Origin of the sequence: Salinicoccus sediminis (assembly GCF_000986795.1) — a bacterium.
In the GTDB taxonomy this organism is placed as follows: domain Bacteria; phylum Bacillota; class Bacilli; order Staphylococcales; family Salinicoccaceae; genus Salinicoccus; species Salinicoccus sediminis.
Genome location: NZ_LAYZ01000025.1, coordinates 39,234 through 63,740 on the forward strand (window position 1 = coordinate 39,234; position 24,507 = coordinate 63,740).

22 protein-coding genes are annotated in these 24,507 nt (G+C 50.4%); 7 read left to right on the top strand and 15 right to left on the bottom strand.

Features of this window, described 5'->3' with window-relative positions; all coding sequences use genetic code 11:
- Positions 1-37 precede the first annotated feature (37 nt).
- The gene (locus WN59_RS11475) at positions 38-997 is read left to right on the top strand and encodes a threonine ammonia-lyase (protein WP_046517416.1); all 960 of its coding nucleotides are present in this window, start codon (positions 38-40) and stop codon (positions 995-997) included.
- 110 nt (positions 998-1,107) lie between these two features.
- On the opposite strand, the gene WN59_RS11480 is transcribed toward WN59_RS11475, so the two are convergent.
- The 5 genes from WN59_RS11480 to WN59_RS11500 form a co-directional block, all read right to left on the bottom strand.
- Complete coding sequence (locus tag WN59_RS11480) at positions 1,108-2,103, bottom strand: LLM class flavin-dependent oxidoreductase (RefSeq protein ID WP_046517418.1); 996 nt, start codon at positions 2,101-2,103, stop codon at positions 1,108-1,110.
- Between the two features lie 15 nt (positions 2,104-2,118).
- The gene (locus WN59_RS11485; protein WP_046517420.1) at positions 2,119-2,400 is read right to left on the bottom strand and encodes a DUF3219 family protein; all 282 of its coding nucleotides are present in this window, start codon (positions 2,398-2,400) and stop codon (positions 2,119-2,121) included.
- Between the two features lie 86 nt (positions 2,401-2,486).
- Positions 2,487-3,737, bottom strand: coding sequence for an MFS transporter (locus tag WN59_RS11490; RefSeq protein WP_046517422.1), 1,251 nt, complete (start codon positions 3,735-3,737; stop codon positions 2,487-2,489).
- 197 nt (positions 3,738-3,934) lie between these two features.
- The gene (locus tag WN59_RS11495) at positions 3,935-4,372 is read right to left on the bottom strand and encodes a VOC family protein (protein WP_046517424.1); all 438 of its coding nucleotides are present in this window, start codon (positions 4,370-4,372) and stop codon (positions 3,935-3,937) included.
- Positions 4,373-4,490: 118 nt separating this feature from the next.
- Positions 4,491-6,353: a purple acid phosphatase family protein gene (locus WN59_RS11500; protein WP_046517427.1), complete on the bottom strand. Its 1,863-nt coding sequence runs from the start codon at positions 6,351-6,353 to the stop codon at positions 4,491-4,493.
- 416 nt (positions 6,354-6,769) lie between these two features.
- On the opposite strand from WN59_RS11500, the gene WN59_RS11505 reads away from it, so the two are divergent.
- From WN59_RS11505 to WN59_RS11525, 5 genes are all read left to right on the top strand, one after another.
- A complete protein-coding gene (locus tag WN59_RS11505) occupies positions 6,770-8,407 on the top strand; it encodes a peptide ABC transporter substrate-binding protein (RefSeq protein WP_046517429.1) in 1,638 nt (545 codons plus the stop codon).
- Positions 8,408-8,473: 66 nt separating this feature from the next.
- Positions 8,474-9,412 carry an ABC transporter permease gene (locus WN59_RS11510; protein WP_046517432.1) on the top strand — a complete coding sequence of 313 codons (939 nt, stop codon included), beginning with the start codon at positions 8,474-8,476 and terminating at the stop codon, positions 9,410-9,412.
- Positions 9,402-10,331 (top strand): ABC transporter permease, encoded by a 930-nt coding sequence (locus WN59_RS11515; RefSeq protein ID WP_017547689.1) that lies wholly within the window; start codon positions 9,402-9,404, stop codon positions 10,329-10,331. Before WN59_RS11510 ends, WN59_RS11515 begins: the two co-directional genes overlap by 11 nt.
- Positions 10,332-10,336: 5 nt before the next feature.
- A complete protein-coding gene (locus WN59_RS11520; RefSeq protein WP_046517841.1) occupies positions 10,337-11,380 on the top strand; it encodes an ABC transporter ATP-binding protein in 1,044 nt (347 codons plus the stop codon).
- Complete coding sequence (locus tag WN59_RS11525; protein ID WP_046517434.1) at positions 11,380-12,297, top strand: ABC transporter ATP-binding protein; 918 nt, start codon at positions 11,380-11,382, stop codon at positions 12,295-12,297. Before WN59_RS11520 ends, WN59_RS11525 begins: the two co-directional genes overlap by 1 nt.
- A gap of 44 nt (positions 12,298-12,341) precedes the next feature.
- Here WN59_RS11525 and WN59_RS11530 read toward each other — a convergent pair whose 3' ends face one another.
- The 9 genes from WN59_RS11530 to WN59_RS11570 all read right to left on the bottom strand — a co-directional run bounded on the left by WN59_RS11530 (position 12,342) and on the right by WN59_RS11570 (position 23,074).
- Entirely contained in the window at positions 12,342-13,826 is a 1,485-nt protein-coding gene (locus WN59_RS11530; RefSeq protein WP_046517436.1) for a nitrate/nitrite transporter, read from the bottom strand.
- Between the two features lie 108 nt (positions 13,827-13,934).
- Complete coding sequence (locus WN59_RS11535) at positions 13,935-14,435, bottom strand: hemerythrin domain-containing protein (RefSeq protein WP_046517438.1); 501 nt, start codon at positions 14,433-14,435, stop codon at positions 13,935-13,937.
- Between the two features lie 11 nt (positions 14,436-14,446).
- Complete coding sequence (locus tag WN59_RS11540; RefSeq protein ID WP_046517440.1) at positions 14,447-15,097, bottom strand: response regulator transcription factor; 651 nt, start codon at positions 15,095-15,097, stop codon at positions 14,447-14,449.
- A complete protein-coding gene (locus tag WN59_RS11545) occupies positions 15,094-16,134 on the bottom strand; it encodes a sensor histidine kinase (protein ID WP_046517443.1) in 1,041 nt (346 codons plus the stop codon). The genes WN59_RS11540 and WN59_RS11545 overlap by 4 nt, the downstream gene beginning before the upstream one ends.
- Positions 16,131-16,583 (bottom strand): GAF domain-containing protein, encoded by a 453-nt coding sequence (locus tag WN59_RS11550; protein WP_052747422.1) that lies wholly within the window; start codon positions 16,581-16,583, stop codon positions 16,131-16,133. The genes WN59_RS11545 and WN59_RS11550 overlap by 4 nt, the downstream gene beginning before the upstream one ends.
- A 23-nt stretch (positions 16,584-16,606) precedes the next feature.
- On the bottom strand, positions 16,607-17,287 hold the full coding sequence (gene narI, locus WN59_RS11555; protein WP_046517445.1) for a respiratory nitrate reductase subunit gamma: 681 nt from the start codon (positions 17,285-17,287) through the stop codon (positions 16,607-16,609).
- 7 nt (positions 17,288-17,294) lie between these two features.
- Positions 17,295-17,864, bottom strand: a complete 570-nt coding sequence (narJ, locus tag WN59_RS11560) for a nitrate reductase molybdenum cofactor assembly chaperone (RefSeq protein WP_046517846.1) — start codon at positions 17,862-17,864, stop codon at positions 17,295-17,297.
- Positions 17,857-19,413 carry a nitrate reductase subunit beta gene (narH, locus tag WN59_RS11565; protein WP_046517448.1) on the bottom strand — a complete coding sequence of 519 codons (1,557 nt, stop codon included), beginning with the start codon at positions 19,411-19,413 and terminating at the stop codon, positions 17,857-17,859. Before narH ends, narJ begins: the two co-directional genes overlap by 8 nt.
- Positions 19,403-23,074 carry a nitrate reductase subunit alpha gene (locus tag WN59_RS11570; RefSeq protein WP_046517450.1) on the bottom strand — a complete coding sequence of 1,224 codons (3,672 nt, stop codon included), beginning with the start codon at positions 23,072-23,074 and terminating at the stop codon, positions 19,403-19,405. The genes narH and WN59_RS11570 overlap by 11 nt, the downstream gene beginning before the upstream one ends.
- A gap of 259 nt (positions 23,075-23,333) precedes the next feature.
- On the opposite strand from WN59_RS11570, the gene WN59_RS11575 reads away from it, so the two are divergent.
- Positions 23,334-23,660, top strand: coding sequence for a four-helix bundle copper-binding protein (locus WN59_RS11575; protein WP_046517453.1), 327 nt, complete (start codon positions 23,334-23,336; stop codon positions 23,658-23,660).
- Positions 23,661-23,703: 43 nt separating this feature from the next.
- Here WN59_RS11575 and WN59_RS11580 read toward each other — a convergent pair whose 3' ends face one another.
- On the bottom strand, positions 23,704-24,489 hold the full coding sequence (locus WN59_RS11580) for a YhfC family intramembrane metalloprotease (protein WP_046517456.1): 786 nt from the start codon (positions 24,487-24,489) through the stop codon (positions 23,704-23,706).
- Positions 24,490-24,507: the final 18 nt, after the last annotated feature.

Here is a 24,507-nt window from a genome sequence, read left to right on the forward strand (position 1 = left end):
CAGTGACGTATAATTTATTATCAGGGAGGCCGCAATTATGACTTTGACATTGAATTATATAGAAGAAGCTGCGGAAAGGATTGCTCCGTACATCCAGAGAACACCGCTTCTGCGCATGAACAATCTGGACCCGTTTCTTGGCTGTGAAATATATCTCAAAATGGAGAGCATGCAGAAGACGAACGCTTTCAAGATCCGCGGCGCGATGAATAAAATCCTGCAGCTGCCGGAAAGTGACCTGGAAAAGGGGATCATCACGACATCCTCCGGCAACCACGGCCGGGCTGTTGCATTTGCCGCAAAACAGCTTGGCATCCATGCCACGGTGGTCGTCCCGGAAAGTGGCTCCAAATTCAAGGCGGACGCAATCGAGGCACTCGGCGCCGAACTCCTCCGCTGTGACGTAAGAGAGAGGTTCGAAGTGACAGAAGCACTCGCTGAAAAATACGACTATACCTACATCCCGCCGTTCGATGATTACGGTGTCATGGCCGGCCAGGGGACGGTCGGCCTTGAAATCACATCACAAAACGAGGCGCTCGATCATGTCATCATGCCGGCGAGCGGCGGCGGGCTGCTCGCAAGCAGTTCCACCGCGATCAAACTCACAGCACCTGACATGAAAGTATACGGCGCAGAACCGGCAAACCTCCCGAGATACACGGAAAGCCTGGCAAAAGGAGAGGTCACCGCAGTGACCAGGAAGGAAACGGTGGCGGATGCACTCGTCACCTCCCAGCCGGGGACAAGGAATTTTCCGATAGTGAAGGAATACGTGGATGGGATGATGACCGTATCTGAGGAATTCATCTTAAAGGGAATGAAACTCCTGATGATGGAGGCCAAGATTGTTACGGAACCGTCATCGGCCATCACCGCCGGCGCCCTGCTGGAAGGTTCACTGGATGTCTCTCCCGAAGATAAAGTGTGCCTCGTCATCTCGGGCGGCAATGTCGGGCTGGATTTTATGGAAAAACTGAAATATATCCACTACTAAAATATGTGGGTAAAACAGCAGATCATCCGGCAAGTGCATTTGCGTATCTCCACTTAATTAAAAATCGCATCTTTCCGATACTGTACACACAGCAGGAAAGATGCGTTTCTTTATATATCATACTTACCCAGGTCGAACTGTTCTGCAATCAGTCTGTAGGATTCCCGTTTGTCCTCAGGCGAATGTGTGATGGTTACAATCATGATTTCATCCGCTTCTGTTTCTTCATGTATCTGTTCGAGTTCCTGTTTCACTGACGCCGGATCACCAATGATCATCTGACCTTTCATGTCATCCATCTGCTTTTGCTCGTCCGGGGAAAGGGTGGCCGCTTCGGCCGCTTCCAAAGAAGGCAGATATTCAAATTCATCTTCCTTGTCCTTCTTAACCTGCCAGACAAGGTAGCTGTTCGCGAGCCGCGCCGCTGCTTCTGTGTCTTCTGCACAGATGACTGATAGTGTGACTATTGTGTAAGGTTCCTGACCTTCATAACGCGGCTTGAATGACTTCTGATATTCGTCGATGACACCTTTGCCTTCTGCATCACTCATGAACTGTCCGAATGCATAATAAAGGCCGTTCCCAGCCGCTGCTTTGGCACTCTTCCCGCTTGTGCCGAGCATCCATATATCAGGTTTCACAGGCGGCACGGGGCCGGCTTTTATCTTCTCATCTGCATCGTCGATATACCTGATCAGATCTTTGAGCAGATCAGGCATCCTGAATACGCTCTGCAGGAAGTTGTCGGACAGGACTTCAGAAACTTCGGCCGGACCTCCCGGCGCCCGGCCGACACCGATATCCACACGGCCGGGATACAGGGTTCCGAGCATATTATACGTCTCCGCCACTTTGTAGGGTTTATAGTACGGCAAAAGAACTGCGCCCGAGCCGATTCTTATTTCATTTGTATTGGCACCGATATAGCCGAGCATCACTTCAGGAACACTCGAAGCAAGCCCCGGCAGGCCATGGTGTTCAGCTACCCAGAACCTTGTATACCCCAATGATTCCGCCGTCTGTGCGAGTTTCATCGTGGCCTCCAGGGCATCACGCGGTGTCTGGTCGTCAGATATGGGTGACTGGTCCAATATACTTAGCTTCATATTGTGATTCTCCAATTATTCAATTTCAGTGAACGTCACCTGATACTCTCCCGTCTGACCATCTTCATACAGGTTATCGAGGGATGTTAAATAGTTTGTGATGACACCTTTGAATTTCATATCTTTTTCAGGCACAGAGATATTGAAAACTTCCTCGTATAATAGCGTGGTCACATCATGATACTCTTCGCTTGTCACATTGAATTTCACTGAAACAACCAGCCTGCCGTTCTCTTCTCTCTCCTCAAAACCGGTCAATTCAAACGTATGATCATTCAGTTTCATTTCCTTAACCACGACATCATCCCTTTACACCAGATTTAAAACTTATGTAGCCCTGTTATAACATATTTCCGGCCAAAACTGAAAAACACTGCCTGATACTATTTCTGTATCGAGTCAGTGTTTACGTGCAGCATCCTTTTACGGGCAGTTATATTGAATACCTTTTTATACCTGTCGGATATGAACATTGCCAACCCCAATGCAACGAGGGCGATGAGAATCTCGAACAGGAATATGAATGACACTCCAATATGCCTGTCGATCAGGCCTGTCACATAAGGGATGACGATGAATGCAATACTTGAAGACAATGTGACAAAGGCCGTACTCACACCTTTCTTGCCGGGGAAGAACTCTGCCATGAGCGTCACTGCGAGCTGGAACAAGCCGGCGGTGGAAAATCCGAGTATGAACGCAACCCCTGCCAGCACATAATAGCTAGAGGCGGACAGCAGGACAAACAGTGCTGCAATCGCTATGAGGGGGTACAGCTTCAATATCGTCGTATGCCTGAATACCTTATCCAGCATTACGGCCAGGAGAATGACGGTGATGAATCCGCCGAAACTGTAGAAGCTCAGCAGATTGATGGCGGACGATTCACCGAGGCCTGCTATTTCCTGTGTATACTTTGCCAGCCACGTCTGTATGACCATCAGCAGTGAAACGGAAGTAAAGCCGATGAAGATGACGGTGATGCCCTCTTTCCAGAAGGCTGGCTTTTCTGTGAAATGGGGCTTTTCTTCCTTCTCCTCCTGCGCTTTGCTCCCGCCCGGTTCGACCACCACCATATTCGGTCTCGGGAACATCACTGTAACCAGGTGGATTGCATTGAATAGAAATACGGCGGCCATGATGATGAATGTATAGCCGTAGAACATATCCCTTGCGATGAAGAATGTAATCATCAAAGGCAGTATCGTCGCGCCGACTGACATGAATGCCTTCACCAGCACGGTCGCGGAACCCGCCCGTTTTGGAAAGCCTTCGATCAGGGCCGGGTATGTACTTGTATCGAGGACGGAATTCCCCACCCCGGCAAGCAGTGCAAACACGAAAGCGACGGTGTATGTCGGCGAGAAAGGTATGGCAGCAAGAAATATCACATAAATGATACACGCCGTAATCACCATCGGTTTTCTCCCGAGAGAATCCGAAAGCCTGCCGGCGAACGACAGACCGAACAGCTTGCCGATTCCTATGGCGGAGATCAGCATACTGATTGCCGCAGCGTCCGTATTGAACTGCACTGTCAGAAATCCCATGTGCAGTGCAATGATCAGGTTGATCATGCCGAGCAGTATATAGTTTATGTAGAGACTTGATGCCATGCGTATATTCTCACCCATAGACACTACCTTCTTAATACTGTATTTCCCCGTTTGTTTAATTAATAATTAAAACATGGATACAGTGAAGTATCAATATGAATTTTCATAATTATGTGATTTTTCGTAAAAAACACTCCCGGAGTTTACAGAGTTTTTCACATCACCTGCAAACCCGGGAGACATCAGAATAACTCGGGGGCGCTGCTTTCTTCAGATCATTCTGCACTCAGCATCCACGAAACCCCGTATGGATCAGTGATGCTTGCGAACAGTTCGGTCCATTCGGTGGGGCCGAGCTCCATATCAACGCGACATCCCGCTTCAACCGCCTGATCATAGAAAGTCTTCGCCTTGTGTACCGCTTCTGTATCTTTACCGTCAAAAACAAAGCAGACACTTGCGCCTTCGTTATCGATCTCTTTTTGTTTCCATGTAGAACTCGCCATGAATTTCTGGTCGAATATCTCAAATTCTGCATTCATCACAAAAGTCGATGCTTCCGCCTCATTCATCCCCATCTGTTCCAAAGAACCTTTGAACATATCATTATCCGCCATGACCTTTCCGGTTACTTCAGCACCGAAATTCCTTTCGTAAAACTCCAGAGCTTCCAGAGCATTGGAATAATTGAAATACTGGACTGCATTGAACATTGGAACATCCCCTTTGATCAATTGTTTTTACATTTACATTATACACTTTAATTTAATGTACCGTTAGTAATATTATCACTCAAAAAGGGGAGCGGATAAACCGACTCCCCCTTCTGGGCTATGCTGCTTCATCATCATTTTCCTGCGCCTCTTCGTCCACTGCATCTTTGGAGATGCCGAATTCATCTATGAGCTCCACAGTGCGTTCCTCACCTGCTCCCAGATCTCCGCTGATCTGATACATGCGCACGGTCATTTCACCACCGGCCACTTCATACACTGCAAAGTTCTGGGTGGATGAATCGCGGTTATTGGAATGGGATTCCTCAAACGCATCCGTTTCCTGCGGCTGTCCGCCAAATCCGAACAGGCTGTTGTAGTGATCCAGGTCCTCCTGGGTCATCCAGTCGAGATCCGGTCTGACTTCATGCAGATGCTCAAGCCCTTTGGAATAAACGTCATCATACTCTTTTGTACCACCGGTATTCGGCAGAACATATACCGTACCGTCCGGATCCTCCATGTATTCGACACCATTTTTCCCGGTATGGGTTTCTACATCTTCAACTTCAGCGTTGGAGAAACTCTCATCTGTCGGGACGTGGGTAAGGGAATGTGTCCTTGAGATGACATGGTCATGGCCCTGCAGTGCAAGATCAATGTCCAGATCGTCTATCAGTGCGGTCAGTTCCTCCCTCACCTTCTGAACATCCTCATCCTGCAGTGAATGATAGGATTTGGAGTAGAGCGGCTTGTGATAGTTCAGTACAATCCATTCAGCACCGTTTTCCCGCGCCTGTTTTACATCCTCTTTTATCCACTCCATCTGTTCCTCGCCGATCGCTTTTTCATCCGGGTTGTCTTCTGACTTCTTGTTGTCATTCGTATTCAATGTTACAAAGTGCACCCCGTTGTAGTCGAAGGAATAGTACGACCCGCCGGAGACCGCTTCATTCGTTATCGGCACATTGGCGTGCTCATTGAATTTTTCAGTCAGTGGATCATCCCCGTATTCCAGTGCGTATTCATCGTGGTTGCCCGGTGCCACAGCCATGGCCGTCTGCATGAAATAGGGGCGCGACTGTTCGTACAGATCCACCCATTCATCCTCTACTTCAGCAACTTCCACAACATCGCCTGTGTGAAGGGTGAAATCGGCATCCTCCGCCGTTTCAAGGGCCTGCTTCAATGTATCCGCGCCATATGCCGCTTCATTTCTCACATTTTCATTCCAGAACGCATTTTGTGTATCCGTATAATGGACAAACTTGAACGGCTCACCCTTTTCACCTGACGTTTTGAATTGTCCGCTCTCGCTCACTTCACCCGATTCACTCCCCACTTTATAATGGTAGGTCGTGTCAGGCTCCAGGTCAGTTGCCTTCGCCTTATATGAATACTCTGTGACATCCGTCAGCTCGATATGCCCGTAGTCACCTGACATCCATTCATCCCCATGTGCCTGGGCATCCGTATAGTAGCCGTTGATGACAGGGTCGCCATTCTCATCTTCGACAGGCTCACCCTCTGCGTCTTTCTCCACTTCGGCAAATATGTAGTTCCCGTTTTCATCCCGCTCCCCATAGCTGGAAGTCACTTCTTTTGCTTCAGCGTCGAATTCCATGGTGTCATCAAATTCACCCGATTTCGACAGCCATACTTTTGAATCTTCAAAAAGGTCGGATGTATACCAGCTGAACCCCATTTCACTTGAACTGTCTCCATTGATTGTTGTGATGATACGGTTAGGCAGATTGTTCACCGGCACCGGCGCCACTTCCGGTTTAGTCTCCGACAGGACAGGGTCAAACTCCGACTCCCCTTCAATGTCTTCTACATCATCCTGAACCGGTGCCGCCGGACCACCGCCGCCTGCTGCAGAAACCGGCGGACTCAGAAGCATGGATGCGGTCATTGCAAAGATCATAGTTGCAATGAACACCACCTTAAACCTTTTTTTGTTCAGTAAATCGAAACCCATTCTCGTAATACCTCCTGTTTTTGTCACAATAATATGATTGCATTTATATTTTAAAACATGAATGTATACGCAGTTTTAATTTTATGTAAAGAAAGGTTTACTTTAAATGTCCCTGCATAATGCTATACCCGTTATGGTCAATTTCGGCGGATGAAATCAAATTACATAAAAAAAGGATTTTCTAAAATTCATGCATGCATAAGAAATATATATCTTATCCTCAGAAAACACTCTGATTTTTTCAATATCATCGAAATATTAAAAATAATATTGACTTTTCTGTGAAGATTGTAGATAATTTACAAACGAAAGCGTTTTCAGTTTTTAAGGGGTATGTTTTTCAATAGTAACAAAGGGATGTGATTCTGCATAAAACGGAATTACATTACAAAAGGGAGAAAGAAGTGACTTGCTTTATGAAAAATTTTAGAAGTTTATTGCTCCTCGCTGTCCTGGTTTCTGCTCTTGCAGCCTGTAATTTCGGCGGAGACTCAGGCGGCGGCGAAGCAGACAGTGCAGGTGGAGAGGGAGACCTGGAAAAATCCATCAACCTGTCCATAACATCAGATCCGCCATCATTCCATCCGGCGCTGGCAACCGATACGACATCCGGCGCAATCATGGCCAGTGTATTTGAGGGTCTGACACGCCTTGATCCGGAAGGCAACCCCGAACCGGCAATGGCGGAGAATATTGAAGTGAGTGAAGATGAGCTTACTTATACTTACACTTTGCGAGATGCTGAATGGTCGAATGGAGACCCGGTCACAGCACAGGATTTCGAATTTGCCTGGAAATGGGCGCTTAACCCCGAAAACGCTTCCGACTATGCTTACCAGCTTTACTACATTCAAGGGGCCGAAGCTTATAACACCGGTGAAGGCAGTGCGGAGGATGTAGCTGTCACAGCAGTGGATGACAAGACGCTGGAAGTGACGCTGAATAACCCGACGCCATTTTTTGATGAGCTCACAGCGTTCTATACCTACTATCCTGTGAATTCCAAAGTGGCTGAAGAGAATCCGGACTGGCACACAGATCCAAACGGAGAGAACTACATTGGAAACGGCCCGTTCACTCTTGACAGCTTCACAAGCTCGGATTCAATCGTACTTAAGAAGAATGACTCATACTGGGATGCAGACAATGTCGCACTCGACACAGTAAACGTCGACATGGTTGAAAGTGAAGCGACTGCTTTGAAGATGTATCAGGCCGGGGACCTGGATTACCTCGGCTCTCCGTTCAACACGATCGACCTCAACGCGCTGAACCAGTTCAAGGAGGACGGTACACTTAATGTCCGCGACCAGGCCGGAACCTACATGTATGTCTTCAACGTGGAAGATGAAATAATGCAGAATGAAAATATCCGCAAGGCACTGACTATTGCAATCGACCGTGAAGGACTGATCGAGAATGTTACCAAAGGCGAACAGAAACCGGGCACCGGTCTTGTTCCGCTGACAATGGAAGGTTTCGAGGAACCAACGGAGTATTTCCCTTCCAACGATATCGAAGCAGCCAAAGAAGCACTCGATAAAGGGCTCGAAGAACTTGGTTTGAGCGATCCATCCGAACTCAAAATCAGCCTTTCCTATAACACAAGTGAGGCACATGCCGCCATCGCACAGTTCATACAGCAGGGCTGGAAAGAAGACCTGGGCATCGATGTATCGATGAACAACTCTGAATGGCAGGTCTATCTTGAAGAACTGGATGCCGGGAATCATCAGGTGGGCCGTTACGGCTGGCTCGGCGACTTCAACGACCCGGTCAACTTCCTTGAGATATACAAAGCCAAAGGCGGCAACAACAACACCAACTGGACAAATGAAGAGTACACCCAGCTGCTGAATGATGCAGCCAAGGAAACAGATCCAAAAGCACGCACGCAGATGCTGAAAGATGCAGAAGAGATATTCATGAGTGAGTTCCCGATTGCACCAATCTACTTCTACACCAATCTCTCAGTCCATGATGAAAAGGTTAAAAACATGAAATCCGACCCGCTTGGAAATGTACAGCTGAAATATGTAGATATCGAACAATAGGAAATTCTTTTGTCAGGTGAGTATATGATACTCACCTGTCATTTTTGAAAAAAGGAGCATACTACCATGATCAAATATCTTGGTCAGCGTCTGATCTATATCGTCATTGCATTATTCCTGATCATTACAGCAACATTTTTCCTGATGCGCATGGCGCCGGGCAACCCCTTCGCTTCCGAAAGGGCGCTGCCTCCTGCGATACAGGAAAGTCTCAATGAAAAATACGGGCTCGACAACCCGTGGTATATACAGTACAAAGACTATCTCGTAAACAGTGCGACAGGCGACTTCGGTACCTCGATGAAGTATAAATACAGGGAAACGAACGATATGATCGCCGAAGGCTTCCCGATCTCGATGACACTCGGCCTCGAAGCGATGTTCATCGCAGTCGGCTTCGGTGTGCTGATCGGCACCATCGCTGCACTGTTCCACAATAAGTGGCCGGACTACCTGATGAGCGTTCTGGCAGTCATAGGCATATCGGTACCGTCATTCGTCATGGCGGCAGTACTGCAGTACTATCTTGCCCTGCAGGCAGGGTGGTTCCCGATTGCCGGATGGAACGGCTTCATCTACAGCATATTGCCGGCAATCGCCCTCGCTTCGACACCGATGGCGTTCATTGCGAAGCTGACCCGTTCGAGCATGCTGGAAGAGACGAACAGTGAATATGTAAAAATGGCAAAAGCCAAAGGGATTTCCCGCTGGGTCGTTGTATTCAAGCACGCGCTGAGAAACGCCCTGCTGCCGGTGGTCACATATCTTGCTCCGCTGACTGCCGGAATCATTACCGGCAGCTTCGTAATCGAAGAGATATTCGCCATCCCCGGCATAGGCAAATATTTTGTTACGAGTATTTCAAACCGGGATTACACAGTCATCATGGGAACCACCGTATTCTATTCTGTAATCCTGCTGCTGGCTGTTCTGATCGTGGATATTCTCTACAGCTTCATCGATCCGCGCATCAGCCTGAAGGGAGGGAAATCAAATGGCAGATAAGAACGTATCCGAACTTCAACCTTCCGATTTTGAAATCGTTGGAAACAAGACGTCAGAGACGGAAACCCTTGCCAGGAAATCAATTTCCTTCTGGGGAGAAGTCTCCCGCAGGTTCATAAAGAACAAACTGGCGCTCATCGGCTTCATTACACTCGCGATCATCATCATCGGTGCAATATGCGGTCCATGGATTTCCGAATTCACGTACCGGCAGCAGAACGGTGATTATAACATGGCACCGAACGGTACATACTGGTTCGGCACCGACGATCTTGGAAGGGACATTTTCACGCGAGTCTGGATAGGTGCACGCATTTCCATCTTCATCGGTTTTGCCGCAGCCATCATTGACCTGATCATCGGTGTCGCCTGGGGTGCGGTGGCCGGCCTTACCGGCGGGCGTACAGATGAGATCATGATGCGCATCGCCGATATACTGACCGCCATCCCGTACCTTCTCGTTGTCATCATACTGCTTGTTGTGATGCAGCCGGGACTGTTCCCGATGATCATTGCGCTGTCACTCACGGGCTGGGTCAACATGGCGAGGATTACACGCTCTGAAATACTGAAGCTGAAAAACCAGGAATACGTCCTTGCAGCAAGAACACTGGGGGCGAACAATCTCCATCTGATCAAACGGCACCTTCTGCCGAATGCACTCGGTGCAATTCTCGTCACCATGACACTGACGATTCCTACCGCAATATTCACGGAAGCATTCCTGAGCTACCTGGGGCTTGGTGTCCCTGCACCGCTCGCCAGCTGGGGAACGATGGCCAATGACGGCTATCCGGCACTGGCTAATGCGCCGTGGCGGCTTTTCTTCCCCGGAGTGCTGATATGTCTGACTATTTTTGCATTCAATGCTGTCGGTGACGGCTTGAGAGATGCACTGGACCCTAAGTTAAGGAAGTGACTATGATGAATGAACCGATACTGCAGATGAAAAACCTTGAAATTGATTTTAAGACTTATGCCGGCACTGTGAAAGCGGTCCGCAAGGTCAGTTTTGATGTATTTGAAGGAGAAACACTCGCTATCGTGGGTGAATCCGGGTCAGGCAAAAGTGTGACCAACCAGGCCATCATGAAGCTGCTTCCCCAGCCGCCCGCAATCTATGCCGGCGGGGAGATCCTGTTCGGAGGAAATAACCTTCTTGAGAAATCAGAAAAACAGATGGAAAGAATACGGGGCAATGAAATCAGCATGATATTCCAGGATCCGATGACATCGCTGAACCCGACCATGAAAATCGGCAAACAGATTACAGAAGTCATGCTGAAGCATAAGAAAATATCATCCGGTGACGCAAAAAAACGCGCACTGGAACTGATGGAACTGGTGGGCATCCCCAGTCCAAAAAAGCGCCTGAACCAGTATCCACATGAATTTTCGGGGGGCATGAGGCAGAGGGTTGTCATCGCAATTGCACTGGCTGCAGATCCCAGACTGCTGATCGCCGATGAACCCACGACCGCCCTTGATGTGACCATCCAGGCACAGATACTTGAAGTCATGAAAGATGTACAGAAAAACTCCCGTACATCGATCATCTTCATCACACACGACCTCGGTGTGGTTGCGAACGTGGCTGACCGTGTGGCAGTCATGTATGCGGGTGAAATAGTCGAGATCGGCTCGGTGGATGATATCTTCTACAACCCGCAGCACCCTTATACGTGGGGGCTGCTCGGTTCGATGCCTGATATGAATGCAGACAAAAAAGAAGAGTTGAGAACGATCCCCGGTTCTCCGCCAAATCTGGTCGATCCGCCCCGGGGTGACGCTTTCGCTGCGAGGAATCCCCGTGCCATGAAGATCGATTTCGAAAAGAGCCCTCCAATGTTCGAAGCGGGCAAAGACCACTACGCGAAAACGTGGCGCCTCCATCCGGACGCTCCGAAAACTGAAGTGCCTGAAATCATCAGGGACAGATATATCCAATACAACGGCGGTGATCAGTGATGGCAGAACCGATTTTGACAGTGAAGAACCTGCAGAAGCATTTTGGCGCCAAGAATAATCCGCTCAGGGCTGTTGATGATATCTCCTTCCATGTCATGCCGGGTGAAACGCTCGGCCTGGTGGGGGAATCAGGGTGCGGAAAATCCACAACAGGACGTACGATCATCAACCTTTATGACAAAACGGGCGGAGAGGTGGAATTCGACGGTAGAAACAATGACAGACTGTCCAGGAAGGAACAAAAGCAGTTCCATCAGAAACTGCAGATGATCTTCCAGGATCCATATGCGTCACTCAATCCGAGAATGACTGTCTTTGAAATACTCGAAGAAGGCTATGATATCCATAAACTGTACAAGAAGAAAAAAGAAAGACGTGAGAAAATATATGGGCTGCTCGAATCCGTCGGACTGAACAGAGAGCATGCAAACCGCTACCCGCATGAATTTTCAGGCGGACAGCGGCAGAGGATCGGCATTGCGCGGGCACTCAGTTTCGATCCGAAGCTGATCATTGCCGACGAACCGATTTCAGCGCTGGATGTTTCAATCCAGGCACAGGTCGTAAACATGATGAAGAATATACAGAAAGAGCGTGGGCTCGCATATCTTTTCATCGCCCACGACCTTTCGATGGTCAAATACATTTCCGACAGGATTGCCGTCATGTATAAAGGTAAGATCATGGAAATAGGGGAAGCGGCCGATTTATATGAGCGGCCGGTCCATCCATACACCAAATCACTGCTTTCAGCCGTTCCACAGCCGGATCCCCATTCCGAGAAGGGACGCCGGAGGATCAGTTACGATGCAGGCATGCATGAGTATACTGAAGACGAAGAGCTGGAACTCAGGGATTTCGGCAACAATCACCTCGTGTACTGTTCCAAAAAAGAATATGACAGCTGGAAAGCATGACAAAAGCGCTGCAGACATTCCTGCAGCGCTTTTGCGTTGTTGCCTCAGTCCATTTCAGAGAAGGTGCCGACGTACCTTTCTATGTCCCCCTCTTTGCTACGGACTTCCTTGATGTTCAGCCACTGTCTGTACAGTTCCCCGTTTTTCTTCTTATTGATGATTTCACCCTGCCATATGCCTTCCTGCCGCAGCATATCCCACATGTTGGTGTAGAACGTCCTGTCCTGTTCTCCGGACTGGAGGATGTTCGGGCTTGCGCCGCGCACTTCCTCCTCGGTATATCCCGTGATCTCGGTGAACCTCGGATTGATGTCGGTGATCTTCCCGCGCTCATCGGTCACCAGCACGCCCTGCCCCATCGAGTTGAAGACTTTGGAGGCGATGGAGACTTTATTCTGGTAGAACATCCAGCCTGCCAGTATGAGGCTCGCCAGCGCGACCTGAGACAGCAGCATGAAGCCGATCGAGTACTGGCCCGTAATGCCGTGGATTGATGCCAGTATGAGCGGCGGGAAGAATCCGCCGAGCCCGCCCATCATGGATACGAAACCGTTGGCGATCCCTGCCTGTTTGCTGAAGTACTGCGGCACCAGTTTGAACACAAGCCCGTTGCCGATTCCGGATGTAGCGGCCACCAGCAGACATCCGATGCTGAACAGCAGGAATGTCGGTGAAAATGCAAGGATGATCCCGCCGATGGTGATGCCGAGGAAAGTATAGATGAGCGCAATCAGCGGATTGAACCTGTCGCCGATGAACCCACCGAGCGGCCGGATGAATGTGGCCAGGGCGATGAATCCGGCTGTCCGGATGCCCGCATCGACGTTATCCACACCGTAGTTTGTAATCAGGAAGTTCGGCAGGAATACCGTAAAGGCGACGAATGAACCGAACGTGATGAAGTACCACAGGGAAACCACCCATAATTTCTCGTTGTTGATGATTCCCCTGATCTGTCCGAGCAGCGGCTGTTTCACCAGCTTCTCCCGGCGGTCGCCGAAGAAGATATTGATGACGATGAAAACGACCAGTACAACCAAGAGAACCCGGATGGTGTTCTGCCAGCCGATCTGTACGGCCAGAACCGGCGCGGAAAAGCTTGCGATCGCCGTACCGATATTGCCGACACCGTAGATACCGTTGATCAGCCCGTGCTTTTCCTTTGGGTAGTACTTCGGCAGACTCGTCACCCCCACAGAGAACATCGCTCCGCCGATGCCCAGGAAGAAACCGCCTATGAGCAGGTCTGTATGCGAAGAGGTGTTGCTTATATAATAGATGGGGAACAGAAGTAGTATGAAACTGATGATGAACACTTTCCTTGCGCCGATGACGTTCGCATAATAACCCAGCGGTATCCTGAGGATCGAACCGAGAATGACCGGCACCGCCGTAATGATTGCCACCTGTTCTGCGGGGATGTTCACATCTTCTGAGATGAAAGGTATCAGGGGGGAGATGATGACCCAGCAGATGAAACCGACCAGCATGTTCACAGTCTGTAGCGGGAGCTGAATTTTCCTGATCATTGTTTTCACACCTTATATCATTTTCTATTTTTGTTCTTCACATCCATTATAATTTCTGCACTAAAAAAGAAACATAAGGGACTCCCCTCATTATTGAGGGGGAATACCTTATGTTTCCTCTAGGATGTTGCTGTTGAGCTGTTCCAGCAGCTTCTCTTCATCGATGGTCCTGAACTGTTTTTCAGCCATCGGAAAAAGGACATTTTCCTCTTTGTACATGTGCATATACAGTATTTCATATGCCTCCTGGAGATAGGGCGAGAACTCAGTGAGCGCCCTGCCCTCGCCATGCATGACAAACGCGTTGGTGAAATACTGCTCTATCTCGCTGTGCTCTGCCTGTATCGCCATGATCGGTCCCTGGTCCATGCCTATGTAATGGCCGAGCATTTCAAAGAAATACCTGTCCTCTTTCAGCTGATGCCTGTTGATGATCTCTTTGCTCAATGCAACCTTGTCCATCAGTGCTTCCAGTTCCGGACCATCTGCCTGCCCATTTTCTTCAAGCTCCCGCATGCGGTCGAACCACCCTGTGATTTCATGCATGATCAGACGGTGTTCGTTCTCCAAAACCCTGAGGGCCTTCATCTTGAAATTGAAGGTCTGCATAATCCACCTGCTTAAAATTCGATAAGTTTTTTCTTTATAGCATACTCCAGTATTTCCGGACGCGATGAGAGACCAATCTTGTCCATGAATCTGGACTTGTGCGCTTCGACCGTCTTCACGGATATGAACAGTTTTTCGGCGATCTCCTTGTTGCCGTAGCCTTTGGCCACAAGCGGCAGTATTTCAAGCTCCCTCTTTGAAAGTAACTTGAAGGGATTCGTGTTATCCTCCATCATGTCATCCTGTGTGATGAACTGCCTGACAAGCACGTCCGTCATCTTCGGGTGGACATAGGTATCACCGGCATATACAGAGCGTATGGCGTCGAGGAGTTCCTCATCGGGCGCGCTTTTCAGTACGTACCCTTTTGCCCCGTTCTTAAGGGAGTGGAAAAGATATTCATCATCGTCATACATTGTGAGAATGATGATTTTAGTATCCGGAAAATCCTGTGAAATCTTTCCCGTCGCAATCAGGCCGGATTCCCCCGGCGGCATGCTTATATCCAACAGGATGACATCGGGTTCATATTTCTGAACCATCCGGTAGGCCTCAAGGCCATCCCCTGCAGTCGCAACGACTTCCATATCCTCCTGATAATTGATGATCATCGAAAATCCGCTGCGTACAACGGAATGATCATCGGCAATGACTATCCTCATTTTTCTCCCCCTTTCTTCAAAGGAAGGATCAGAGCAATCTTAGTTCCTTTGCCTGCAACACTTTTAATGCTGACATTCGCCCCGATAGCTTCGGCCCGCTCCCTCATGCCGAAGAGTCCGAGTCCGGATCCCCTTGGCGAACTGTGCATGTCGAAACCGACGCCTTCATCTTCGATGATAACCTCAAGGTATTCACCGCGATCCATGAGGGTCACGTCTACAGTATCCACATCAGCGTATTTTATCGCGTTGAAAACAGACTCCTGTATGATGCGGTACAGCGCCGTTTCAATCTCTGTGTCAAATCTTGTATCTTCTATGTTCGATTCGAATAAAACCGCCATGCCGTAATTCTTGCCGATATACTTGAAGTGGGACCGGAGCGCGGACAGAAGACCAAGATCATCAAGTGAAGACGGTCTGAGCTCCACGGATATATTACGGATCGACTTCATCAGATTGTTGAGCAGATATTCCGCCTGCTCCGTCTTCTCCGACAGTTCCTCAGGGGGCAGATATTTGAATAGCCGCACCTCCACAAGGATGTTCAGTATATTCTGGATGATGCTGTCATGCAGCTCGCGTGAAATCCGCTTCCTTTCATCTTCCTGCGCCTCCATGATATGCTTCGTCAGCATTTTCTGGTGCAGGACCTGCTGGGTCTTCATCTGATTCGAGATGTTGTTCAGACGCAGTACTCTGATATCATTCTCGTAATCCAGTGTCTGGTAGTTTGCAGAATAAGGTTTCACGGTTCCGTCCTGCAGCTTCATGAACAGTTGGAAATCCACCTTATCACTGACGCCGCTGTAGAGGTAGCAGCCTTCACAGGTCACCAGATGGTTCTCATCCGTCAGCCCCTCACAGTGGTGGCATAATGCGCTATCCAGCTGATGCTGGACATCCTCCCCCATTATTTCGTATGACGCACTGTTGCGGTAGACGATCTCCCCTTCCCTGTCCAGAAAGAAGATGATTTCATTCGACTGTTCATAAAGCAACTGCAGATATTGGACAAGATCCTTCTGTCTGGTCATAAATGCACCCCTCCCAGTTCGCATTTGCATACTGGCTGTATATCTTCTATATAATCCATTGTCAGAGATTTACTGATCCGTCCCGGCGTCCTGTAACCGATGATGAGGGCGCCTTCCGGCCTCCCTTTTTTCAGGATGGGGATGGCGATGAATGAGACGATCTTTTCATTTATGATGATCGGATACCGGTGCTTCTCGGACAGTGGTATTTCTTTACCCACGTCTTCGACAATCCAGGGTTTCCCCGTCTTTTTGACAATGCCTGCGACACCTTTGCCCGGCGCCACGGATATTCGCCTGTAGCGGTTGTTCATATTGCCCGTCATGCGGGTCCATTTGACCAAAGTTTCATCAAACGTCCGGATTTCTTCTGCCATACCCACACAATCGGAGCGGGTAATGCGCCGGATATGATCCAGATCGATCGTCTGTTCAATTGTACCATTCATGCCTCTCACCCCTTTGCGAAATTTCACCTGGTACTGTGCTTCCTGTAGAGGATATAACTTCTTGTACCGTAATTGAGCGGCACACTCCATACATGGACCAGCCTCGTAAACGGCCACATCATGAATATGGCGAAGCCGGCCAGGACATGCAGTTTGAATGTGAGCGGTACGGTTTCCATCAGTGCCGCTTCAGGCCGCAGCATCAGTAAACCTCTTATCCATACTGATATTGTAGCACGATAATCGAAATCCGGCGTGGTCGTATTTGTGACAAGTGTCGCGTAGCAGCCGATGAATACGATGAACAAAAGCAGCAGGTTCACTGTGATGTCTGAGGCGGAACTCAGTTTCAGGACACTCGGTTTGCTGAGTCTCCTGTAGGTCAGCAGGAACATGCCGACAAGTGTCATGATGCCGAATATACTGCCGACATAGACTGCCCCGAGATGATAGAGGTGGTCATCCACTCCGATGGCAGAAAGCCAGGCCGCCGGGACAAGGAGTCCCACGACGTGGCCGAAAAATACGGGGATCACCCCGAGGTGGAACAGCAGGCTCCCCCATTTGAGCTGTTTCTGTTCTATGAATTCACTGGACTTGGCCGTCCAGCTGAACTGATCGTACCTGTACCTGAATATATGACCGATGACAAATGTCGCGATGGCAAGATAGGGGAATATCACCCATAAAAATTGATCCAGCATCAGCCTCTCACCCCTGCTCTCCTGCCGGCTGTCTCATGCACTGTTTGAATGTTTCACGCAGTGCCCTCACCAGCGGCGTGTAATGGCTTTCCTGTTTCTCCAGCGATTTCAGCAGGTGATAGCTGCCATCCTCGATCACTCCGATGAGTAATGAAAAGCTGTCTTCCTTCCTGTCATCGTTCTCCCAGTCTCCTGCATAGATGAATTCGCACATCAGCGGCAGGTAATCCGAAAGTTCATTATCCGGCATTTCAAGCCCGAACATCTCATACAGCACTTTAAGTTTGGCGAGCATCTGCCCCCGTTCTTTGCCGTCTTCGAAATTTGCGTATGTCATGAAGAGGCTGTTCTTTTTTTCAAAATCGAACGTGTGGATATACTCCTCCCTGTTTTCATCCAGGCTGAGTGCCATCACATTCCTCTCGTATTCGTCTATATGGCGACCTGCCGCTTCAGGCAGGACTCCCCTGACTGCAAAACTTTCAGGATGGTATGTGAGTTTTTCGGGATAGTCGAAATGCATGCTGAAAAATTTGAAAAGGTCTTTGTACTCTGCAAGTCTCCTGAAATCAATCACGCCAGATTCCCCCATAGAAGTTCTCTTCATAGATCTGCTTCCCTGATTTTTCAGCTGTGACACCAACCGGTCCGCAGCCGTCACAGCCGTCTGCGAATCCATCCTGCGTGTAGCCGGTCGATCCCTGTGCACGGTACGGATCCATCGCACCTTCCCTGTGGGAGGTCGGTATGACGAAGCGGTCCTCGTATTTGGCTATGGCGAGCAGCCTGTACATTTCCTTCGTCCGGACCGCTGTCAGCCCGACGCGTTCAAGCTTCCTTTCATCGAAATCTTTTCCGCTGGTTGCCGCGCGCATATAGCTTCTCATCATCGCCATCCGCTGGAGTGATTCCTTGACCGTCTTCGTATCGCCGGCTGTCAACATGTTGGCAAGATACTGGACGGGCGTCCGCATCTCTTCGATCGCCGGGAAGATCGCATCCGGGTTCTTGATGGAATCCCTGCCTTCAAAATAGTTCATGATTGGACTCAGCGGCGGAACGTACCACACCATCGGCATGGTCCTGTATTCCGGATGGAGCGGAAATGCAAGCTTGTATTCAATCGCGAGCTTATAGACCGGTGACTGCTGCGCCGCTTCGATCCAGTCGTAGCTGATGCCGTCCTTTTCGGCCTGTGCAATCACTTCCGGATCATTCGGGTCGAGGAAGAGGTCCAGCTGTGCCTGATACAGGTCTTTCGGGTCTTCCGTGCTGGCCGCTTCAAGCACCCTGTCTGCATCGTACAGCAGAACGCCCAGGTAACGTATGCGTCCGGTACATGTTTCAGAGCATACCGTCGGCAGCCCAGTCTCGATTCTCGGATAGCAGAATGTGCATTTTTCGGCTTTGTTCGTCTTCCAGTTGAAGTAGACCTTCTTGTAGGGGCAGCCTGTCATACAGTATCTCCAGCCGCGGCATGCCTCCTGGTCCACGAGTACGATTCCGTCCTCATCGCGCTTGTACATCGCACCCGACGGGCAGGATGCCACACAGCTCGGGTTCAGGCAGTGTTCACACAGACGCGGCAGATACATCATGAAGGACTGCTCGAAGTTGAATTTGATCTCTTCCTCGATTTTCTGGATGTTCGGATCCTCGGGCCCGGTGATGTGTGCACCGGCAAGGTCGTCCTCCCAGTTCGGCCCCCATTCCGGATCCATCTTTTCACCTGTGAGCACATTGCGCGCCGTTGCGACCGGGGAATGTGCACCCTGTTTCCGGGTGATCAGGTTCTTGTAGTTGTATGTCCATGGGATGTAATAATCCTTCATCTCAGGCATATCCGGATTGTAGAAAATCTTGCCCAGCGCCATCTTGGACAACCTGGTGCCTGATTTCAATTCCAGTCTGCCCCGCTTGTTCAGCTTCCATCCGCCTTTATAGACCTCCTGGTCCTCCCAGCGTTTCGGATAACCGATCCCGGGTTTCGTTTCTACGTTGTTGAACCACATGTATTCCGCACCTTCCCGGTTCGTCCATGTACTTTTGCATGTCACCGAACATGTGTGACATCCGATGCATTTATCAAGGTTCATTACCATTGCCACTTGCGCTTTAATCTTCAAGGAAATCTGCCTCCTTCATTTTTCTCACTGCCACATAAACGTCCCGCTGGTTGCCGATCGGCCCGTAATAGTTGAAGCCGTAGCTGACCTGCGCATATCCGCCCACCAGCTGGGTCGGTTTCAGATGTATCCGCGTCGGCGCGTTATGGCTGCCGCCCCGCGTATCCGTGATTTCCGAACCCGCCGCCTGTATATGCCTGTCCTGCGCGTGATACATGAACATCGTCCCCTTTGGCATCTTATGGGAGACGACTGCCCGCGCCGTAACGAGGCCGTTCCGGTTGTACACTTCAAGCCAGTCATTGTCGCTGATGTCATGCGCCTCTGCATCCTCCACACTGATCCAGACGTTCGGTCCGCCTCTGAATAGAGTGAGCATATGCAGGTTGTCCTGATACGTCGAGTGGATGTTCCATTTACCGTGCGGCGTCAGGTACCGGAGCACCAGGCTGTCGACGCCGCCCTTGATCTTCCTGTCCCGTGTGCCGAACACCATCGGCGGAAGTGTCGGCTTGTAGACCGGCAGGCTCTCACCGAACTGTCGGAAAAACTCATGATCGATATAGAATGACTGGCGGCCGGTCAGTGTCCTGAACGGCACTTCCCGCTCTATGTTCGTCGTGAACGGTGAATATCGCCGGTCCCCTTTGTTTGAGCCGGGGAATACCGCTGTCGGTATGACTTCCCGCGGCTGCGCTGTAATATTGTTGAATGTGATCCTCTCGTTTTCACGGGCGGAGGAAATATCCCTGAGCGCCATGCCGGTATCCGCTTCGAGTGCTTCATATGACTTCTGGGAGAGCCGGCCGTTTGTCGCCGACGACATATGGAGCACCATATCCGCCGCCCTTCTGGCAGTATCAATTTTAGGCAGACCGTCTTTGATCGATCCGTCCGTATATACGCCGGTGATGGATTTCAATTCCTCGAATTCCTCTCTGGCGCTGAACTGTACACCGTGCGCCCCGATCTTGCCCGTGCCGAGTTTCGGCCCCACGGTCACATACTTATCGAAGACCTGCGTATAGTCGCGTTCCACTACATCGAAGTTCGGCATCGTCAGCCCCGGAATCGCTTCAACTTCGCCTTTGGACCAGTCTTTGACTTCCCCGAGCGGCTGTGCGATTTCCCCGGGTGAATCATGCATGAGCGGCATTGTGACAACGTCCTTCACCGGTTCCGGCAGATGCTCTTCCGCCAGTTCCGAGAAATCCTTGCCGATTGTCCTATAGATGTCCCAGTCGCTTCTCGATTCCCAGAGCGGATTGATCGCCGGATTGAATGGATGGACGAACGGGTGCATATCCGTTGATGAAAGGTCTGTCTTCTCATACCATGTCGCCGCCGGCAGAACGATATCGGAGTGCAGCGGCGTCGACGTCATCCTGAAATCGAGCGACACAAGCAAGTCGAGCTTTCCTTCTGTATCCTCATCGATCCAGTTGATCTCCTCGGGCTTCTCATCCCGGTTCGGTTCGGCAAGCAGGCCGCTTTTCGTACCCAGCAGATGCTTGAGGAAGTACTCCTGTCCTTTAGCCGAAGATGAAATAAGGTTCGAACGCCAGACAAAAAGTGTTTTCGGATGGTTCTTTTTCGCTCCCGGATCCTCGATGGCCAGCTTCATCTTCCTGTCAGTCAGTGCATCCACCGCTTTCTGACGGACTGTTTCATCAGATGTGTCCCCGGCCTTTTTCGCCTCTTCGTAGAACGACAGGGAACTCCTGTCGAACTGCGGGTAGGACGGCAGCCATCCAAGTCGCGCTGCGAGGACGTTGTAGTCCGCCGGATGGGAATATCTCAGCTTGCCGCCCGTTTCTGCTCTCAGCGATTCCACAGACGATTCTTCATACTTCCACTGCTCTGTGGCGAAGTAGAACCAGCTCGTTGCATTCTGTTGGCGGGGCGGTGCCTGCCAGTCTTTGGCGAAGGCCAGTGTCTGCCATCCTTCTATCGGCCGGCATTTTTCCTGTCCGACGTAATGGGCCCAGCCGCCGCCGTTGACACCCTGCGTTGCACACAGCATGACAAGGTTGAGTATTGAACGGTAGATCGTATCCGCATTGAACCAGTGGTTGATGCCGGCCCCCATGATGATCATCGATTTCCCTTCTGTATCGATGGCGTTCTGGGCAAATTCCCTGCCGACCTGTGTCACTATGGATGCCTTGACACCGGTGATCCCCTCCTGCCATGCCGGGGTATAGACACTTTCCGCGTCATCATATCCTTTTGCCTCACGGTCGTCCCCGAATCGGCTGACGCCGTACTGGCTCAGCATCACATCGTATACCGTCGCAACTTTGACCGTATGCCCGTCCTTCAGCTCAACAGACTTATATGGAATCGGACGCGTGAAGCGGCTGTTGCCTTTGTTGTCGAATTCCGGGAAATCAATATCACATCTCCCGTCGGACTGCTCCAGGATCGACAGCGCCGGATGGACCGGCATGCCGTCATCGGTTTCCATCTTCAGGTTCCATTTACTGCCCTCTTCATATCTCTGACCCATCGTACCGTTCGGCACGACGATCCCGTCGGCCCCTTCATCGAACAGCACCGGCTTCCATTCGCCTTTTTCATGGACATCCTCCATGTCACTCTCGCGCAGGAATCTTCCGGCTTTATGCGTCCTGCCCTCCTCTTCCAGGATCAGCAGGAAAGGCAGATCCGTAAAACGTTTCGCATAGTTTATGAACAAGGGCTCCCTGCGCTTTTCATAAAACTCATCCAGTATGACGTGCGTCATCCCCTGTGCCAGCGCCGCGTCCGTTCCCGGATTCGGAGCCAGCCAGTTATCAGCAAACTTGACGTTTTCCGCATGGTCCGGAGCGACGGATACGACCTTCGCCCCCTTATAGCGCACTTCGGTCATGAAATGGGCATCCGGTGTCCTTGTGAGAGGCACATTGGAGCCCCACATGATGATGTAGGAAGAGTTGTACCAGTCCGAAGATTCAGGCACATCCGTCTGTTCCCCCCAGATTTGCGGAGAGGCCGGCGGCAGGTCCGCATACCAGTCATAGAATGAGAGCATCTCGCCGCCGAGCAGGGAAATGAACCTTGCGCCGGATGCATAGCTGATCATGGACATTGCCGGAATCGGTGTGAATCCGGCAATCCTGTCGGGACCGTATTCTTTGATCGTATACACAAGCTGTGCTGCAATGAGTCTCGTCACATCGCGCCATGATGCCCGCACGAGCCCCCCTTTGCCCCTCGCCTGTTTATAGGACTGCGCCTTTTCCCCGTCTTCAACGATCGAAGCCCAGGCTTCGACCGGATCACCGTGCTCAGCGAGTGCATGCTGCCACAATTTCCACAGAACACCGCGCACATAGGGGAATTTTACCCGCAGCGGACTGTACTCATACCATGAAAAAGATGCACCGCGCGGACAGCCGCGGGGTTCGAATTCAGGCATGTCTGGCCCGCAGGATGGATAGTCGATCTGCTGGTTTTCCCAGGTGATGACCCCGTTCTTCACAAACACCTTCCACGAACAGGACCCGGTACAGTTCACCCCGTGTGTGGTGCGCACTACTTTGTCATGGCTCCAGCGTTCCCTGTAAAGCCGCTCCCAGTCACGGTTCTTCTGCTCAAGCACCGACCAGTCACCGTTGAATTTCTCTGTCGGTTTAAAATACTTCAGGCCTTTAAACATCCGGCACACTCCTCTTAATCAAGTTACCTTTATTATGTAATAGTATTCACAAACAATGAATCAGGGAATTTCCTAATATCTCCTGGAAATTCCCTATCTCAACATAAGAGGTATATTCCATCATCCTGTCGAAGGCCCTAGCAGCCTGCACTGGAGCTCAGGAGCTTGTCAGGGAAATCCCTTCTCCCTCCCGTTTATAAATCAGCATGGCGGGAATCATATGAATGTATGAATCAATAATATATTGGAGGTATTCAGAATGTCCCATGAACAGAACCGGAATCTGATTCAGACGCTGCATGAGTGCGCCGAGGCATGCAACCACTGTTATGATGCCTGCCTGAAGGAAGAAAATGTGAAAATGATGGCGGAGTGCATACGACTCGACCGTGAATGCGCGGATATCTGTTCCTACCTGGAGCATGCACTGACGAGGAATACACCGTTCGGCTCCGAGCTTGCAGCCGTATGTGCAGAAATCTGTGAAGCATGCGGTAACGAATGCCGAAAGCACGACCATGAGCACTGCCAGAAATGCGCGGATGCATGCTTCAAATGCGCCAATGCATGCAAGGAAGCGGCGTAATCTTTACAGTGAAAAGGGCTGACGGATAATCCGTCAGCCCTTTTCAAATTTCCATATTCTCTTCGATTCTTCTGTTTCTGAGACTGACATTATAGGCAATCCACAATGTCACCAGGGTCATGACTATAAATCCGGCATACATCACCCACATGCTTGTGATGAGGCCCGCCTGCATCATTGCAGCTGTCACGTTCGTCAATGCATGAAGGACGATCGCCAGCGGAAACAGCCGCCACCGTCCCTTCATTACCGCAGCAAAGACGATGACGGACAGACCGAGATGTACACCGATCGCAAAGATGCGTTCAACAATACCGAGTGCGTATGCAACGGCCGGTGTTCCGACAATCGACTCGACTGTCGCTTGGGGCAGGGTATCCACGATGCTGCTGCCGCTGTTGATCATGAAACTGAAAATGATCGTATTCAGCATGCCGAGACCCAGGACGATGACCGCTTCGATGCCGCCGTGACCGATGCCGTAGGAGATGGCCGAATCCACCTGCCTGTATTTCTTTTTCATCAGCAGGAAAGCCGTCAGCCGCCCCGTCTCTTCAAATATTCCCGCAGCCAGCACACCATAGAGTACATACAGCCACGGCGAGTCGACCAGCGTATGCACTTCTCCTCCCTCCCCAGGCCTCAGGACAAGGAGGTGGGAAATCTGTTCCAGGACCATCGCAAAGATGATGAACGTCGCCGCACCGATAAGGATCGGGATCCACCGGATACTGAACCGCCGGCGCAGAATCAGTATGAAGATGAAAGGCAACAGTATCGAAAACAATCCCGATATGCCCATGAGCACTATACTCGTTGTTGATATCATGAATTTACACCTGCGCTT